The organism is Pseudomonas syringae pv. coryli str. NCPPB 4273 (assembly GCF_000972175.1).
In the GTDB taxonomy this organism is placed as follows: domain Bacteria; phylum Pseudomonadota; class Gammaproteobacteria; order Pseudomonadales; family Pseudomonadaceae; genus Aquipseudomonas; species Aquipseudomonas syringae.
In genome coordinates this window covers 39,678-54,385 of sequence record NZ_AWQP01000073.1, presented here as the reverse complement: position 1 = coordinate 54,385, position 14,708 = coordinate 39,678, and the positions used below count along the sequence as shown (strand labels likewise).

The window sequence follows — 14,708 nt, the reverse complement described above, 5'->3', positions numbered from 1 at the left end:
ATGCTCCATGTGTAAGCCTCTAATTGCGCTCATAAAAAAAGGACTCCGAAGAGTCCCTTTTTCACATGCCGCTCAGATCAATCAGACGCCCGACGCTTTCGCTGCGGCTACGTCCTTGATCGACAGCTTGATACGGCCGCGGTTATCCACGTCCAGTACCAGTACTTCGACTTCCTGACCTTCTTTGAGGATGTCGGTCACTTTCTCTACGCGAGCATCGCTCAGCATCGAGATGTGAACCAGACCGTCCTTGCCCGGCAGGATGTTGACGAATGCGCCGAAATCGACGATGCGCTCAACCTTGCCGACGTAGATCTTGCCGATTTCCGCTTCTGCGGTGATGCCCAGAACGCGCTGACGTGCTGCCTCAGCCGCTTCCTTGGACTCGCCGAAGATCTTGATCGAGCCGTCGTCTTCGATGTCAATCGAAGCCTTGGTCTCTTCGCAGATGGCACGGATGGTTGCGCCACCCTTGCCGATCACGTCACGGATCTTGTCGGTGTCGATCTTCATCGCGATCATGGTCGGAGCGTTGGCCGACAGTTCGTTACGCGACTGACCGATGATCTGGTTCATCTGGCCGAGGATGTTCAGGCGAGCTTCCAGGGCCTGGCCCAGGGCGATCTCCATGATTTCTTCGGTGATGCCTTTGATCTTGATGTCCATCTGCAGCGCGGTAACACCTTTGGAGGTACCGGCTACCTTGAAGTCCATGTCGCCCAAGTGGTCTTCGTCACCCAGGATGTCGGTCAGAATGGCGAACTTCTCGCCTTCCTTGACCAGACCCATGGCGATACCGGCAACCGGCGCCTTCATCGGCACACCAGCGTCCATCAGAGCCAGGGAAGCACCGCAGACCGAAGCCATGGAGCTGGAGCCGTTGGACTCGGTGATTTCCGACACGACACGGATGGTGTACGGGAACACGTCAGCGCCTGGCAGCATGGCCTGGACACTGCGACGGGCCAGACGGCCGTGACCGATTTCACGACGACCTGCACCGCCCATGCGACCACACTCGCCCACCGAGAACGGAGGGAAGTTGTAGTGCAGCATGAAGGGGTCTTTTTTCTCGCCTTCGAGGGTATCGAGCAGCTGTGCGTCACGTGCAGTACCCAGCGTGGCAACGACCAGCGCCTGAGTTTCGCCACGGGTGAACAGTGCCGAACCGTGAGTCTTCGGCAGAACGCCGACTTCGATGTTCAGAGGACGAACGGTGCGCGTGTCACGGCCATCGATACGCGGCTTGCCGTTAACGATGTTTTCGCGAACGGTGCGGTATTCGATTTCGCCGAAAGCGGCTTTGACTTCGCTGGCAGACGGGCTGCCTTCTTCCACGGCCAGTTTGGCAACGATCTGATCTTTCAGCTCGCCCAGACGCGCATAACGGTCGGCTTTGACGGTGATGGTGTAAGCCTGGGAGATCGCTTCGCCGAACTCGGAGCGGATAGCGCCCAGCAGTTCAGTCGCCTCAGGCTTCGGCTGCCAGGCCCAGGTAGGCTTGGCGGCTTCGGCAGCCAGTTCCTTGATGGCGTTGATCACGACCTGGAACTCGTCATGCGCGAACAGCACGGCGCCCAGCATCTGGTCTTCGGTCAGCTCTTTGGCTTCCGACTCGACCATCAGAACGGCTTCGGAAGTACCGGCAACGACCATGTCCAGGCTCGAAGCCTGCAGCTGCTCGTAAGTCGGGTTCAACAGGTAGCCGGTGCTTTCGTGGAAAGCAACGCGGGCAGCACCGACCGGACCGTCAAACGGGATACCGGAGATGGCCAGGGCAGCCGAAGTACCGATCATCGCAGCGATGTCCGGATCGATTTTCTTGCTGGTGGAGACGACGGTGCAGACGACCTGCACTTCGTTCATGAAGCCTTCTGGAAACAACGGGCGGATCGGACGGTCGATCAGGCGCGAAGTCAGGGTTTCTTTCTCGGAAGGACGGCCTTCACGCTTGAAGAAACCACCAGGAATCTTGCCGGCAGCGTAGGTTTTTTCCTGGTAGTGCACGGACAGAGGGAAGAAGCCTTTGCCAGCGTCAGCCTGTTTGGCGCCGACCACAGTCACGAGTACGCTGACGTCGTCGTCAACGGTGACCAATACTGCACCAGAGGCTTGACGGGCGATACGGCCTGTCTCGAGGGTTACGGTCGATTGACCGAACTGAAACTTTTTGATTACCGGGTTCACGGTTTCCTACCTTTCTTTGTGGCTCTTGGGGAACTGGTTTCTTGCGAATTCTTGGGCAGCGTGGGGAATCGGCCCCTTCCACAGCCCAGATAAAACTTGAGGCTGGGAGCCTGCCAGAACCACCGGGAAAACCCGACGGATCGTGACAGACAACCAACCTCTAGCAACGTCGTTATTAGCGACGCAGACCCAGACGACCGATCAGGGCGCTGTAACGGCTAACGTCCTTACCTTTCAGGTAATCCAGCAGCTTGCGACGCTGGTTTACCATACGGATCAGACCACGACGCGAGTGGTGGTCCTTACCGTTGGCCTTGAAGTGGCCTTGCAGTTTGTTGATGTTGGCGGTCAGCAGTGCAACTTGCACTTCTGGCGAACCAGTATCACCAACAGCTTGCTGGTAGTCGGTTACGATCTGAGCTTTTTCTTCAACGCTGAGTGCCATGTGGGCAATCCTTTTGTGCAAGGAAGCGCTTCCGGAGAAACGTTTCCAACAGGCCGAGGACAGATCCTCGTATTAAAAAATGAGGTATGACCGTGCCTGTTGACAGCCATCCTCGTTCCACCCCACTCGCCGGCAAGCCGACGGCTGGACTGGTTTCGGTCACTCTGACCGAATCAGGCGACGCGGCGCAATGCGCCCGTCTTCGGCGACTTCACCGATACCGATGAAGCGACCTTCGTGATCCTGCACGCGAACCATACCGAATTTCGGTGCGTCCGGCGCGCGTACTGGCTGACCATGCAACCAGTAAAACGAACTGTGTTCCGAAAACTTCAACAGCGGCCAGTCCAGCAGACCGCTGTCCGATGGCATCAGGAAACGGTCAACCGCTTCATTGCCGCCGTCGGCATGCACCTGCTCGAGCTCTTCCAGCGTCACTGTCTGAGCCAGCGTGAAAGGCCCGGCCTGGGTACGACGCAGCTCTGCGACGTAAGCACCACAACCAAGCTTCTCACCGATATCCTCGACCAGCGTGCGGATATAGGTGCCTTTGCTGCAATCGACGGACAGACGTGCCGTGTCGCCTTCGCAAGCAAGTAATTCCAGGCGCGCAATAGTAACAGAACGGGGCTCGCGCTCCACTACTTCCCCTGCACGTGCCAGCTTGTAAAGTGGCTGGCCATCACGCTTGAGGGCCGAGTACATGGGAGGTATCTGGCTGATTTGTCCACGAAAATGCGGCAGAGCCGCTTCGATATCGTCGCGACCAACGGTCACCGGACGCGTGAGCAAAACCTCGCCTTCAGAGTCGGCAGTGGTAGTGGTCTTGCCCAGTTGCGCCAGGGTCTCGTAGGACTTGTCCGAATCGAGCAGGTACTGAGAGAACTTGGTCGCTTCACCAAAGCACAACGGCAGAACACCCGTTGCCAGAGGATCAAGGCTGCCGGTGTGCCCGGCTTTCTCGGCATTGAGCAGCCAGCGAACCTTTTGCAGAGCGGCGTTGGAAGTGAAACCCAGTGGCTTGTCGAGCAGGATGATCCCGCTGACATTGCGGCGTATACGCTTGACCTGAGCCACTCTTTATTCCTCGGTACTTTCAGGCTTTGCATCCGCCGATGCAGGGCCTTCCTGATGCTGACCGTCTTCTGCCACGGCACGCTCGATCAGTGCCGAGAGATGCGCGCCACGTACGACGCTTTCGTCATAGTGGAAATGCAGTTGAGGCACGCTGCGCAGCTTCATTTCGCGGGCCAGCTGCATACGCAGGAAACCTGCGGCAGCGTTGAGCACCTTGATGGTCTGCGCGATTTCTTCCGCGCTGTCCTGGCCCATGACGGTCATGAAAATCTTCGCATGACCCACGTCACGGCTGACGTCTACGGCGGTGATGGTGACCAGACCCACACGTGGGTCCTTGATTTCGCGACGGATCAGCTGCGCCAGTTCGCGCTGCATCTGATCGCCGATACGTTGGGTACGGCTGTATTCTTTTGCCATGCTTGTTACCTGTTACTGATCCGGGACCAAACCCTGACAGTCTGAAAGCGGCAAACGCCCGGCCTGACAATTGCCAGACCGGGCGTTGCGTTTAGAGCCCATGGGGAAAGCAGGGCATTTGCATGCGAGGCTCCCACCATGACTCCTGAAGCTCGCGATTTAGAGGCTGCGAGCCACTTGGACCTTCTCGAAGACTTCGATCTTGTCACCGACCTTGACGTCGTTGTAGCTCTTGACGCCGATACCGCATTCCATGCCTGCACGTACTTCGGCAGCGTCGTCCTTGAAGCGGCGCAGGGATTCCAGCTCGCCTTCAAAGATAACGATGTCTTCGCGCAGAACACGAATCGGACGGTTACGGTAGACAGTGCCTTCCAGAACCATACACCCTGCGATCGCGCCGAATTTCGGCGAACGGAACACATCGCGGACTTCGGCGATACCCAGGATATTCTCCCGGACGTCGCTGCCAAGCATGCCGGTAAGGGCTTTCTTGACGTCTTCGATGATGTCGTAGATCACGTTGTAGTAACGCATGTCCAGACCTTCCTGCTCGACGATCTTGCGCGCGCCAGCATCGGCACGCACGTTGAAGCCGAACAGTACAGCGTTGGAGGCCAGTGCCAGGTTGGCGTCGCTCTCGGTGATACCACCGACACCGCCACCGACCACGCGCACTTGCACTTCGTCGTTACCCAGGCCGTTCAAGGCGCCGTTCAACGCTTCGAGGGAGCCGCGTACGTCAGATTTGAGGACGATGTTGAGCGTCTTCTTCTCTGCCTGACCCATGTTCTCGAAGATGTTTTCCAGCTTGCCAGCGTGAGCACGGGCCAGTTTGACTTCGCGGAACTTGCCTTGACGGAACAGAGCCACTTCACGGGCTTTCTTCTCGTCCGACAGCACGCTCATCTCGTCGCCAGCGTCCGGTGTACCGTCCAGGCCGAGGATCTCGACAGGGATGGAAGGACCTGCTTCTTTGACCGGCTTGCCGTTCTCGTCGAGCATGGCGCGGATGCGGCCGAAGTTCGAACCGACCAGAACCATGTCGCCCTGACGCAGCGTACCGTCCTGAACCAGAACAGTAGCGACCGGACCACGGCCCTTGTCCAGACGGGACTCGACAACAACACCACGACCAGGGGCCGACGGGGTTGCCTTGAGTTCCAGGACTTCGGCCTGCAGCAGAACAGCTTCCAGCAATTCGTCGACGCCAGTACCCATCTTCGCGGAGACCGAAACGAAAGGCGTATCACCGCCCCACTCTTCGGACGTCACGCCATGGACCGACAGCTCGCTGCGGATACGATCGAGGTCAGCACCAGGCTTGTCGATCTTGTTCACCGCAACAACCAGCGGAACGCCAGCCGCAACAGCATGCTGAACAGCTTCGATGGTCTGAGGCATCACGCCGTCGTCAGCTGCAACAACCAGAATCACGATATCCGTTGCCTTGGCACCGCGGGCACGCATGGCGGTAAACGCGGCGTGACCAGGGGTGTCGAGGAACGTGACCATGCCGCGTTCGGTTTCAACGTGGTAGGCACCGATGTGCTGGGTGATGCCGCCGGCTTCGCCAGCTGCAACCTTGGCACGACGAATGTAGTCGAGCAGCGAGGTCTTACCGTGGTCGACGTGGCCCATTACGGTCACAACCGGTGCACGGGAGAACGACTCACCTTCGAACTTCAGCGATTCGGCCAGGGAATCTTCCAGGGCGTTGTCGCTGACCAGCGTGACCTTGTGGCCCAGCTCTTCGGCGATCAACTGGGCAGTTTCCTGATCCAGTACCTGGTTGATGGTCACCGGGGTGCCCATCTTGAACATGAACTTGATGACTTCAGCAGCCTTGACCGACATCTGTGCCGACAATTCGCCGACAGTGATGGTCTCGCCAATGGCAACGTCACGGATGACCGGGCCGGTAGGGCTCTGGAAACCATGCGCATTGCGCTTCTTCAGCTTGCCCTTGCCACGACCACCACGACGGAAGCTGTCGCTTTCTTCGTCGGTAGTGCGAGGAGCAACGCGAGGGGCCGGAGCCTTCTCCTTGACCGAAGCGCGATGCGGAGCGTTTTTACGCTCGCCGTCGCCGCCACGGGCGTTGCGGTCGTCAGCACGAGGCTTGTCAGGGCGACGTTGTTCGTCACGCTTGCGAGCATCGGCAGAAGGCGCTGCGCTGGCCGGTGCCGGAGCAGCGGCTGGCGATGCTTCACGCACAGGCTCGGCGGCAGCAACAGGCTCGGCAGCAGCCGAAGCTGGCTGGCTTGCAGCAGGCTGATTGCGCGCATCTTCTTCAGCGCGACGCTTGGCTTCTTCTTCAGCCTTTTGACGAGCGGCATTTTCTACCGCACGGCGTTCGTCCATCTCGCGCTTGCGCTCGGCTTCGATCTCTTCCGGGCTACGCTGCACAAAGACTTTCTTCTTGCGCACTTCAACGCTGATGCTCTTGCTGCCAGCAACGCGCAGGGTGCTGGTGGTCTTGCGCTGCAAGGTAATCTTGCGAGGCTCTTCCACCTTGGCCTTGTGACCGCTTTTCAGGTGCGTCAACAAGGCTTGTTTTTCGTTATCGGTCACAACTTGCTCGGCGGCGGTGTGCGGCAGACCTGCCTCACGCATCTGCTGTAACAGGCGCTCTACCGGTGTGTCGACCACTTTGGCCAGTTCTTTCACCGTGACTTGCGTCATGCACTTCTCTCCTCAGGCCGCGCCCAATTACCCGAACCAGTGGGCTCGGGCGGCCATGATCAACTTGCCGGCACGATCATCGTCAATGCCGTCGATGTCGAGCAGGTCATCTATAGACTGCTCGGCCAGGTCTTCGCGGGTAATTACGCCGCGCACCGCCAGTTCCATCGCCAAATCCTTGTCCATACCCTCAAGCGAGAGCAGGTCTTCGGCCGGATGGGCGTCTGCCAGCTTTTCCTCTGTAGCGATGGCTTTAGTCAACAAACGATCCTTGGCACGAGCGCGAAGCTCGTTGACGATGTCTTCGTCAAAGCCGTCGATGTTGAGCATTTCTTCCAACGGTACGTAGGCAATCTCTTCCAGGCTGGTGAAGCCTTCATCAACCAGCACCTGTGCCAATTCTTCATCGACTTCGAGTTCTTCGATGAAATTGCGCAGGATGTCACCGGTTTCAGCTTGCTGCTTGGCCTGGATGTCCGATTCGGTCATTACGTTCAGGGTCCAGCCAGTCAGTTGACTTGCCAGACGCACGTTCTGACCGCCACGACCAATAGCCTGGGCCAGGTTGTCCGCTCCCACTGCGATATCCATTGCATGCGCGTCTTCATCTACGATGATTGCCGCTACTTCTGCAGGGGACATTGCATTGATCACGAACTGCGCCGGGTTATCGTCCCAAAGAACGATATCCACACGCTCGCCACCCAGCTCGCCGGAAACAGCCTGAACTCGCGAACCGCGCATGCCGATACAGGCACCTTGCGGGTCGATTCGTTTATCCTTGGAGCGAACAGCGATTTTCGCACGAGAACCCGGGTCACGGGAGGCAGCCATCACCTCGATGAGACCTTCGGCAATTTCCGGCACTTCGATGCGGAAAAGCTCGATCAGCATCTCTGGCGCAGTACGCGACAGGATCAGCTGAGGGCCACGGTTTTCGGTGCGAATTTCCTTCAGCAGAGCACGGACGCGAACACCGACCCGGAAAGTTTCCCGGGAAATGATGTCTTCACGAGCCAGCAAGGCTTCGGCATTGTTACCCAGGTCAACGATGACATTGTCACGTGTAACCTTTTTAACAGTACCAGAAATGATTTCACCCAGACGCTCGCGGTAGGCGTCGACTACCTGAGCACGCTCGGCTTCGCGAACTTTCTGCACAATGACTTGCTTGGCGGTCTGCGCAGCGATACGACCGAATTCGATGGAATCGATTTTTTCTTCGATCAGGTCGCCTGCAACAGCACCCGGCTTTTTCGCCTGGGCCTGATCCACCGCCAATTCGTAAGCAGGATCGTCCAGATCTTCGTCTTCGACAACTGTCCAGCGACGGAAAGTCTCGTAGTTGCCTGTCTGGCGATTGATCTCTACACGCAGTTCTACTTCATCTTCAAAACGTTTCTTGGTAGCAGTGGCCAGAGCCAGCTCCAGCGCTTCAAAAATGACACTTGCCGGAACGCCCTTTTCATTGGACACCGACTCAACAACCAGCAGTACTTCTTTGCTCATCGTACGCCTCGCCTTTCGCAAGCCATTGGATCCGCGGGATCCGCAGTAACCGGCACGTCTCAGTCAAACGTGGGAATAATGTTGGCCTTGTCGATCATGTCGATCGGCAACAGGAACTCATGGTCTTCAACCTGCACCACGACATCCTGCTCCTCCACCCCGCGGAGAAGGCCTTGAAAGTTGCGTCGACCTTCGAAAGGTGAACGCAGCTTTATTTTCACTTGTTCCCCGGCGTACGAAGCAAACTGCTCAATAGTGAACAGCGGGCGCTCCATGCCAGGAGAAGATACTTCGAGGGTGTACTCGGTGCTGATTGGATCTTCTACGTCCAACACACCGCTGATCTGGCGACTGACGATTGCACAGTCGTCGACCAGAACGCCCCCTTCCTTGTCGATATAAATGCGCAGCACCGAATGCTTGCCCTGGGAACTGAAATCGATTCCCCAGCATTGGTAGCCAAGGGCCACGACCACTGGGGCCAACAAGTCCTGCAACTGTTCTAGCTTGCTCGACACCTGAACCCCCTCGTGCATGCTTTAGAAATAAAAAAATGGGCAAAAGCCCATCCCTGAAAACGCCGCTGAACATCGACGTCATGTACTGTCCAGCTAACAAAAAGCCCCTTAAAAGGGGCTCCGCTAAAACTGGTTGCGGGGGCTGGATTTGAACCAACGACCTTCGGGTTATGAGCCCGACGAGCTACCAAACTGCTCCACCCCGCGACAAAGCTGGGGCGGAAGTATACGACCGATCCATTGCTGGGTCAATCCAACATCCACCTACAAGAAAGCCCGCTAGTGCGGGCTCTCCTGTTAATTGGTACCGAGAAGGGGACTCGAACCCCTACACCCTATGGGCACAACCACCTCAAGGTTGCGTGTCTACCAATTCCACCACCTCGGCATTACAACTCTTTTTGGCGACCTCACGAACATCGCCGAATTCTGTATTACTTCTTCTCTGGGGCTTGAGGTACGCCAGCTGGAACAGCGGCTGGCTTTTGCCCTTCGAGAACCGGTACATCATCTGCTGCCGGCTTTTGCTTCACTTCCAGTACTGCAGGGTCTGGCAAACCTACCTGAGTCAGCTGTTGAGCTTTCTCTTTAGCAAAGTAACCTAACCCCAAGCTGGTTATGAAAAAACATGCCGCAAGTATAGCAGTAAACTTACTGAGAAAGGTAGAGGTTCCTTGACCTCCGAAGACAGTATTTGATGCACCTGCTCCGAACGACGCGCCTGCGTCGGCACCTTTACCCTGCTGCAGCAATACCAGAGCGACAACGCCCAGAGCGCCCAACAGGTGAAAAACGATTACGACTGTTTCCAGCATTTTTTCAGTTTCCCGCGGCGCGACAGATCGCACCGAACTCATCTGCATTCAGGGAAGCTCCACCAATGAGCCCCCCATCGATATCCGGCATGCTGAAGAGCTCGACCGCATTGGCCGCCTTCACGCTGCCGCCATAGAGAAGTCGCACGCCTTGTGCGACTTCGGCATTCTCTTTTGCCAGTTGCGCACGGATGGCTGCGTGCACTTCCTGCGCTTCCTGAGGCGAAGCAGTCAATCCGGTGCCAATGGCCCAGACCGGCTCGTAGGCAATGACGGCGTTGACCAGTGCATTGACGCCAAACTCGGCGATGACACTGTCCAGCTGACGCCCTACCACTTCAAGCGTTTGCCCTGCCTTGCGCTCTTCCAGGGTTTCACCTACGCAAAGCACAGGTGTCAGACCTTTCGCCTGGATCGCCGCAAACTTCTTGTTCAGAACATCATCCTGTTCGCCAATCAACTGACGACGCTCGGAGTGCCCGACAAGTACCAGCTTGCAACCTGCATCAGCCAGCTGGCTCGATGCAACTTCACCCGTCAGCGCGCCCTGCTCAGCCTGAATGGCTGCATCCTGCGCACCAACGATGATCGACGTTGCCTTGAGCCCTTCGACCACCTGACAGGTAAACAGACTGGGAGGCATCACGGCGATATCGACGCTGCCTGGCAACGACTGCTTGTACAAACCCTCGATCAGCTCAGCGACGCTGGCGCGGGTACCGTGCATTTTCCAGTTACCAGCTACCATTGGGCGACGCATGCTACACCTCGTGGGTCAAAGTGGGCGCAGATGTTACCCAACAGTTCAGACACTGGCAAGCCGAAATCAGGCGCAAACTTCAGTAACCAGTTTTGCGAGTTCTTCGGCGTACGCCCTGACCTGCGTTTCGTCCTCGCCTTCGACCATAACGCGCACCAACGGCTCGGTACCCGATTTGCGCAGCAGCACCCTGCCACGCCCGGCCATCTGCTCGGTGACGCGGGCGCAGGCTTCCTGGACCGACGGATGCGAAACCGGGTCTACACCCGACCCGGCGAAGCGCACGTTGATCAGGATTTGCGGGCACTTACGCAATTTCAGACGCGCTTCGGCCAGACTTACACCACTGCGGCGCAGAGCCAGTATCACCTGCAATGAGGCGATAATCGCGTCACCGGTGGTGGCGTGCTGGAAACAGACGATATGACCGGAGTTTTCACCGCCGATCTGCCAGTTGCGCTCGAGCAGCTCGGCGATCACGTAGCGGTCGCCGACATTGGCCCGAACAAAAGGAATGCCCTGCTCGGCCAGGGCCAGTTCAAGCCCCAGGTTGCTCATCAGTGTGCCGACGACGCCGCCCTGCAAGCGGCCACGCTCATGCAAGTCGCGGGCGATGATGTAAAGCAACTCGTCGCCATCGACGATGGTCCCGGTGTGATCGACCATCAACACGCGGTCGCCGTCACCATCGAAACCGATGCCCATGTCCGCATGCTCGGCAAGCACGGCCGCCTGCAGGGCTTCCATGTGCGTGGAGCCACAGTCCTTGTTGATGTTGAGCCCGTCAGGTTGCGCGGAAAGCACCACGACCTGTGCGCCCAGCTCACGAAATACGTTGGGCGCCACCTTGTAGGTCGCACCGTGGGCACAGTCGATGACGACCTTGAGGCCGGCGAAGTCGGTGCTGGTAGGCACGCTGCTTTTGCAAAATTCGATGTAACGCCCGGCCGCATCGTTGATCCGCGAGACCTTGCCGAGGTTCTCGGACTCAGCCACGGTCATCGGTGCGTCGAGCAGCTCTTCGATCATCATTTCGATCTCGTCAGGCAGCTTGGTGCCCTGACCGGAGAAGAACTTGATGCCGTTGTCGTAGTGCGGGTTATGCGAGGCGCTGATGACGATGCCAGCCTCGGCATGGAAGGTACGTGTCAGGTAGGCGATGGCCGGTGTCGGCATCGGGCCCAGCAAGAGAACGTCAGCGCCCGCAGCGGAGAGGCCGGCCTCGAGGGCCGACTCGAACATGTAGCCGGAGATGCGCGTGTCCTTGCCGACGAGAATCCGGCAGGCGCCCATCTTGCGGAAAGCCATGCCGGCGGCCCAACCCAGTTTCAGCATGAACTCGGGAGTGATCGGGAATTGCCCTACACGACCGCGAATGCCGTCGGTTCCGAAATATTTTCTGGTAGTCATGGATGCCCCACTGTTGTTATTCAGCTGCTTCGACAGCTGCGATCATGCGCATCACGTCAGCCGTTTCGGCGACATCATGCACACGTAGAATTCTTGCCCCTTTGGCCATCGCCAGAACCGCCAGGGCGAGCCCGCCGGACAGACGCTGGTCGACGGGACGCCCCAGCACAGCACCGATCATGCTCTTGCGCGAAACACCCACCAGCAAAGGCCGGCCGAGCGCATGCAGCGCTTCCATATGCTTGAACAGGCTCAGATTGTGCTCCAGTGTCTTGGCAAAGCCAAAGCCCGGATCGAGAATGATCTGCTGCTGACCGATGCCTGCAGCGACGCACTGCTTCATGCGCTCAGCCAGGAAGGCACAGACCTCGCCCACCAGGTCATCGTAGTGCGGGTCATTCTGCATGGTTCCGGGCTCGCCCAGCATATGCATGAGACAGACCGGCAAACCGGTGCTTGCGGCCGCCTCAAGCGCGCCTGGGCGCTGCAGCGAGCGAACGTCGTTGATGAGCCCGGCACCCAGGCCAGCCGTCGCCAGCATGACCTCAGGCGTGGAGGTATCCACCGAGATGATCACATCCAGCTCGCGCGCGATGACCTCGACCAGCGGGGCCACACGCTCGACCTCTTCCGACGCAGAGACAGGACGCGCGCCTGGACGCGTTGACTCGCCACCGATATCGATAAGCGTCGCGCCAGCCTGCACCATTGCCTCGGCGTGACGCAGCGCCGCATCGAGCTGGCTGTAGCGGCCGCCATCGGAAAATGAGTCCGGGGTTGCATTGAGGATGCCCATCACGTGCGTATGGGCCAAATCAAGAACCCGGTTGCCGCAAGGCAACCGGGTTGGGTACAGCGCAGATGTCATGTCAGACCTTAGTGCTCGGCAGCAGGGCCGCCAATCGGAGTTTCCGGACGAGGGTCAGGCGTGATCGGAGTACCGTTGGTACCCGAACCTCCACCCCAGTCACGCGGCTCACGCGGAGTACGACCGGTCATGATGTCGTCGATCTGGTCGGCATCAATGGTTTCATACTTCATCAGCGCGTCGGCCATCGCTTCCAGCTTGTCGCGATTGTCCGTCAACAACTGCTTGGCGGTGCCATAGCAGTGGTCGATGATGCTGCGCACTTCGGAGTCGATAAGCTTGGCAGTATCACCGGAAACACTGGAGTTCTGGCTTCCGCCGCGACCCAGGTAACCTGCATCTTCATCTTCCGAGTACATCAGCGGGCCGAGCTTTTCAGACAGACCCCACTTGGTGACCATGTTGCGGGCGATCTGGCTGGCACGCATGATGTCATTGGAGGCACCGGTTGTGACGCCATCGAAGCCCAGGGTCATTTCTTCCGCAATACGACCACCGTACAGCGAGCAGATCTGGCTGATCAACGCACGCTTGGACAGGCTGTAACGGTCTTCTTCCGGCAGGAACATCGTCACACCCAACGCACGACCGCGCGGGATGATGGAGACCTTGTAGACCGGATCATGCTCTGGCACCAGACGACCAACGATAGCGTGACCCGCCTCGTGGTAAGCCGTGTTGCGCTTTTCCTTATCGGACATGACCATCGATTTGCGCTCGGCGCCCATCATGATCTTGTCCTTGGCCAGTTCGAACTCTTTCATCTCTACAACGCGCTTGCCGGAGCGAGCAGCGAACAGCGACGCTTCGTTGACCAGGTTGGCCAGGTCCGCACCGGAGAAGCCCGGCGTACCGCGAGCGATAACGCCCGGGTTGACGTCTTCGCCCATTGGCACTTTGCGCATGTGAACCTTGAGGATCTGCTCGCGGCCACGAATGTCCGGCAGACCTACAACTACCTGGCGGTCGAAACGACCTGGACGCAGCAGCGCCGGATCCAGTACGTCAGGGCGGTTGGTTGCGGCAATGACGATGATGCCGTCATTCATTTCAAAACCGTCCATCTCGACCAGCAACTGGTTGAGTGTCTGCTCGCGCTCGTCATGACCACCGCCCATGCCGGCGCCACGATGGCGACCGACTGCGTCGATTTCGTCGATGAAGATGATGCATGGCGCGTGTTTCTTGGCTTGCTCGAACATGTCGCGAACGCGGCTCGCACCAACACCCACGAACATTTCGACAAAGTCGGAACCGGAAATCGTGAAGAACGGGACCTTCGCTTCGCCGGCAATGGCCTTGGCGATCAGCGTCTTACCAGTACCTGGAGGGCCGACCATCAGCACGCCGCGCGGAATACGACCGCCCAGACGCTGAAACTTGCCCGGATCGCGGAGAAATTCGACCAGCTCGCCAACTTCTTCCTTGGCTTCGTCGCAACCGGCAACGTCAGCCAGGGTCGTCTTGACCTGATCTTCTGACAACAGACGCGCCTTGCTCTTGCCGAAGCTCATCGGGCCGCCCTTGCCGCCCGCCCCGCCCTGCATCTGGCGCATGAAGAACATGAACACCGCGATGATTACCAGTATCGGGAAGCTGGCCACCAGCAACTGGGTCCAGATGCTCTGCTGCTCAGGCTGCTTGCCTTCGATCACGACGTTATTGCTGACCAGATCACCGATCAGGCCATTGTCCGGGATGTTCGGGCGGATGGTCTTGAAGGTGTCGCCATCGCTGCGCTTGCCCGTAATGACGTAGCCGTCAACAGAAACCTTCTCGACCTTGCCATCCTTGACCTGCTGGATGAACTCGGAATAGTTGAGGTTCTGCGGCTCGTTCGGGCTGGAGAAGTTGTTCATCACCGTCACAAGGACAGCCGCGATGATCAACCACAGGATCAAATTCTTTGCCATATCGTTCAATTAGCTACCCTCTGAAGCAAGCTCCACGCAGCAAGCGTGCCTCGCATGATATTCACCGGCCTAACTTACTACAGAACCTACAGATACGGCAG

At 58.2% G+C, this 14,708-nt stretch carries 12 protein-coding genes and 2 tRNA genes; all 14 read right to left on the bottom strand.

What is annotated here, in order from left to right; translation table 11 throughout:
• Nucleotides 1–81: 81 nt before the first annotated feature.
• Complete coding sequence (pnp, locus tag P406_RS25320; RefSeq protein ID WP_004411700.1) at nucleotides 82–2,187, bottom strand: polyribonucleotide nucleotidyltransferase; 2,106 nt, start codon at nucleotides 2,185–2,187, stop codon at nucleotides 82–84.
• A 175-nt stretch (nucleotides 2,188–2,362) separates the two neighbouring features.
• Complete coding sequence (rpsO, locus tag P406_RS25315) at nucleotides 2,363–2,632, bottom strand: 30S ribosomal protein S15 (protein ID WP_002555121.1); 270 nt, start codon at nucleotides 2,630–2,632, stop codon at nucleotides 2,363–2,365.
• Nucleotides 2,633–2,791: 159 nt separating this feature from the next.
• Nucleotides 2,792–3,709: a tRNA pseudouridine(55) synthase TruB gene (truB, locus tag P406_RS25310; RefSeq protein ID WP_003400189.1), complete on the bottom strand. Its 918-nt coding sequence runs from the start codon at nucleotides 3,707–3,709 to the stop codon at nucleotides 2,792–2,794.
• A 3-nt stretch (nucleotides 3,710–3,712) separates the two neighbouring features.
• Complete coding sequence (rbfA, locus tag P406_RS25305) at nucleotides 3,713–4,129, bottom strand: 30S ribosome-binding factor RbfA (protein WP_003340588.1); 417 nt, start codon at nucleotides 4,127–4,129, stop codon at nucleotides 3,713–3,715.
• Nucleotides 4,130–4,288: 159 nt separating this feature from the next.
• Entirely contained in the window at nucleotides 4,289–6,814 is a 2,526-nt protein-coding gene (gene infB, locus P406_RS25300) for a translation initiation factor IF-2 (protein WP_003424545.1), read from the bottom strand.
• Nucleotides 6,815–6,841: 27 nt separating this feature from the next.
• Nucleotides 6,842–8,323 carry a transcription termination factor NusA gene (gene nusA / locus P406_RS25295; RefSeq protein ID WP_046237704.1) on the bottom strand — a complete coding sequence of 494 codons (1,482 nt, stop codon included), beginning with the start codon at nucleotides 8,321–8,323 and terminating at the stop codon, nucleotides 6,842–6,844.
• Nucleotides 8,324–8,382: 59 nt separating this feature from the next.
• Nucleotides 8,383–8,841, bottom strand: a complete 459-nt coding sequence (rimP, locus tag P406_RS25290; protein WP_002555126.1) for a ribosome maturation factor RimP — start codon at nucleotides 8,839–8,841, stop codon at nucleotides 8,383–8,385.
• Between the two features lie 130 nt (nucleotides 8,842–8,971).
• A tRNA-Met gene (locus P406_RS25285) sits at nucleotides 8,972–9,048 on the bottom strand.
• 95 nt (nucleotides 9,049–9,143) lie between these two features.
• Nucleotides 9,144–9,229, bottom strand: a tRNA-Leu gene (locus tag P406_RS25280).
• Between the two features lie 46 nt (nucleotides 9,230–9,275).
• Nucleotides 9,276–9,656 (bottom strand): preprotein translocase subunit SecG, encoded by a 381-nt coding sequence (gene secG, locus P406_RS25275; RefSeq protein WP_046237703.1) that lies wholly within the window; start codon nucleotides 9,654–9,656, stop codon nucleotides 9,276–9,278.
• A 4-nt stretch (nucleotides 9,657–9,660) separates the two neighbouring features.
• Nucleotides 9,661–10,416, bottom strand: a complete 756-nt coding sequence (gene tpiA, locus P406_RS25270; protein WP_046237702.1) for a triose-phosphate isomerase — start codon at nucleotides 10,414–10,416, stop codon at nucleotides 9,661–9,663.
• A gap of 66 nt (nucleotides 10,417–10,482) precedes the next feature.
• The gene (gene glmM, locus P406_RS25265) at nucleotides 10,483–11,826 is read right to left on the bottom strand and encodes a phosphoglucosamine mutase (RefSeq protein WP_003395197.1); all 1,344 of its coding nucleotides are present in this window, start codon (nucleotides 11,824–11,826) and stop codon (nucleotides 10,483–10,485) included.
• 16 nt (nucleotides 11,827–11,842) lie between these two features.
• Nucleotides 11,843–12,694, bottom strand: coding sequence for a dihydropteroate synthase (gene folP, locus P406_RS25260; RefSeq protein ID WP_046237701.1), 852 nt, complete (start codon nucleotides 12,692–12,694; stop codon nucleotides 11,843–11,845).
• Between the two features lie 8 nt (nucleotides 12,695–12,702).
• Entirely contained in the window at nucleotides 12,703–14,607 is a 1,905-nt protein-coding gene (gene ftsH / locus P406_RS25255; protein WP_003313633.1) for an ATP-dependent zinc metalloprotease FtsH, read from the bottom strand.
• Nucleotides 14,608–14,708 lie beyond the last annotated feature (101 nt).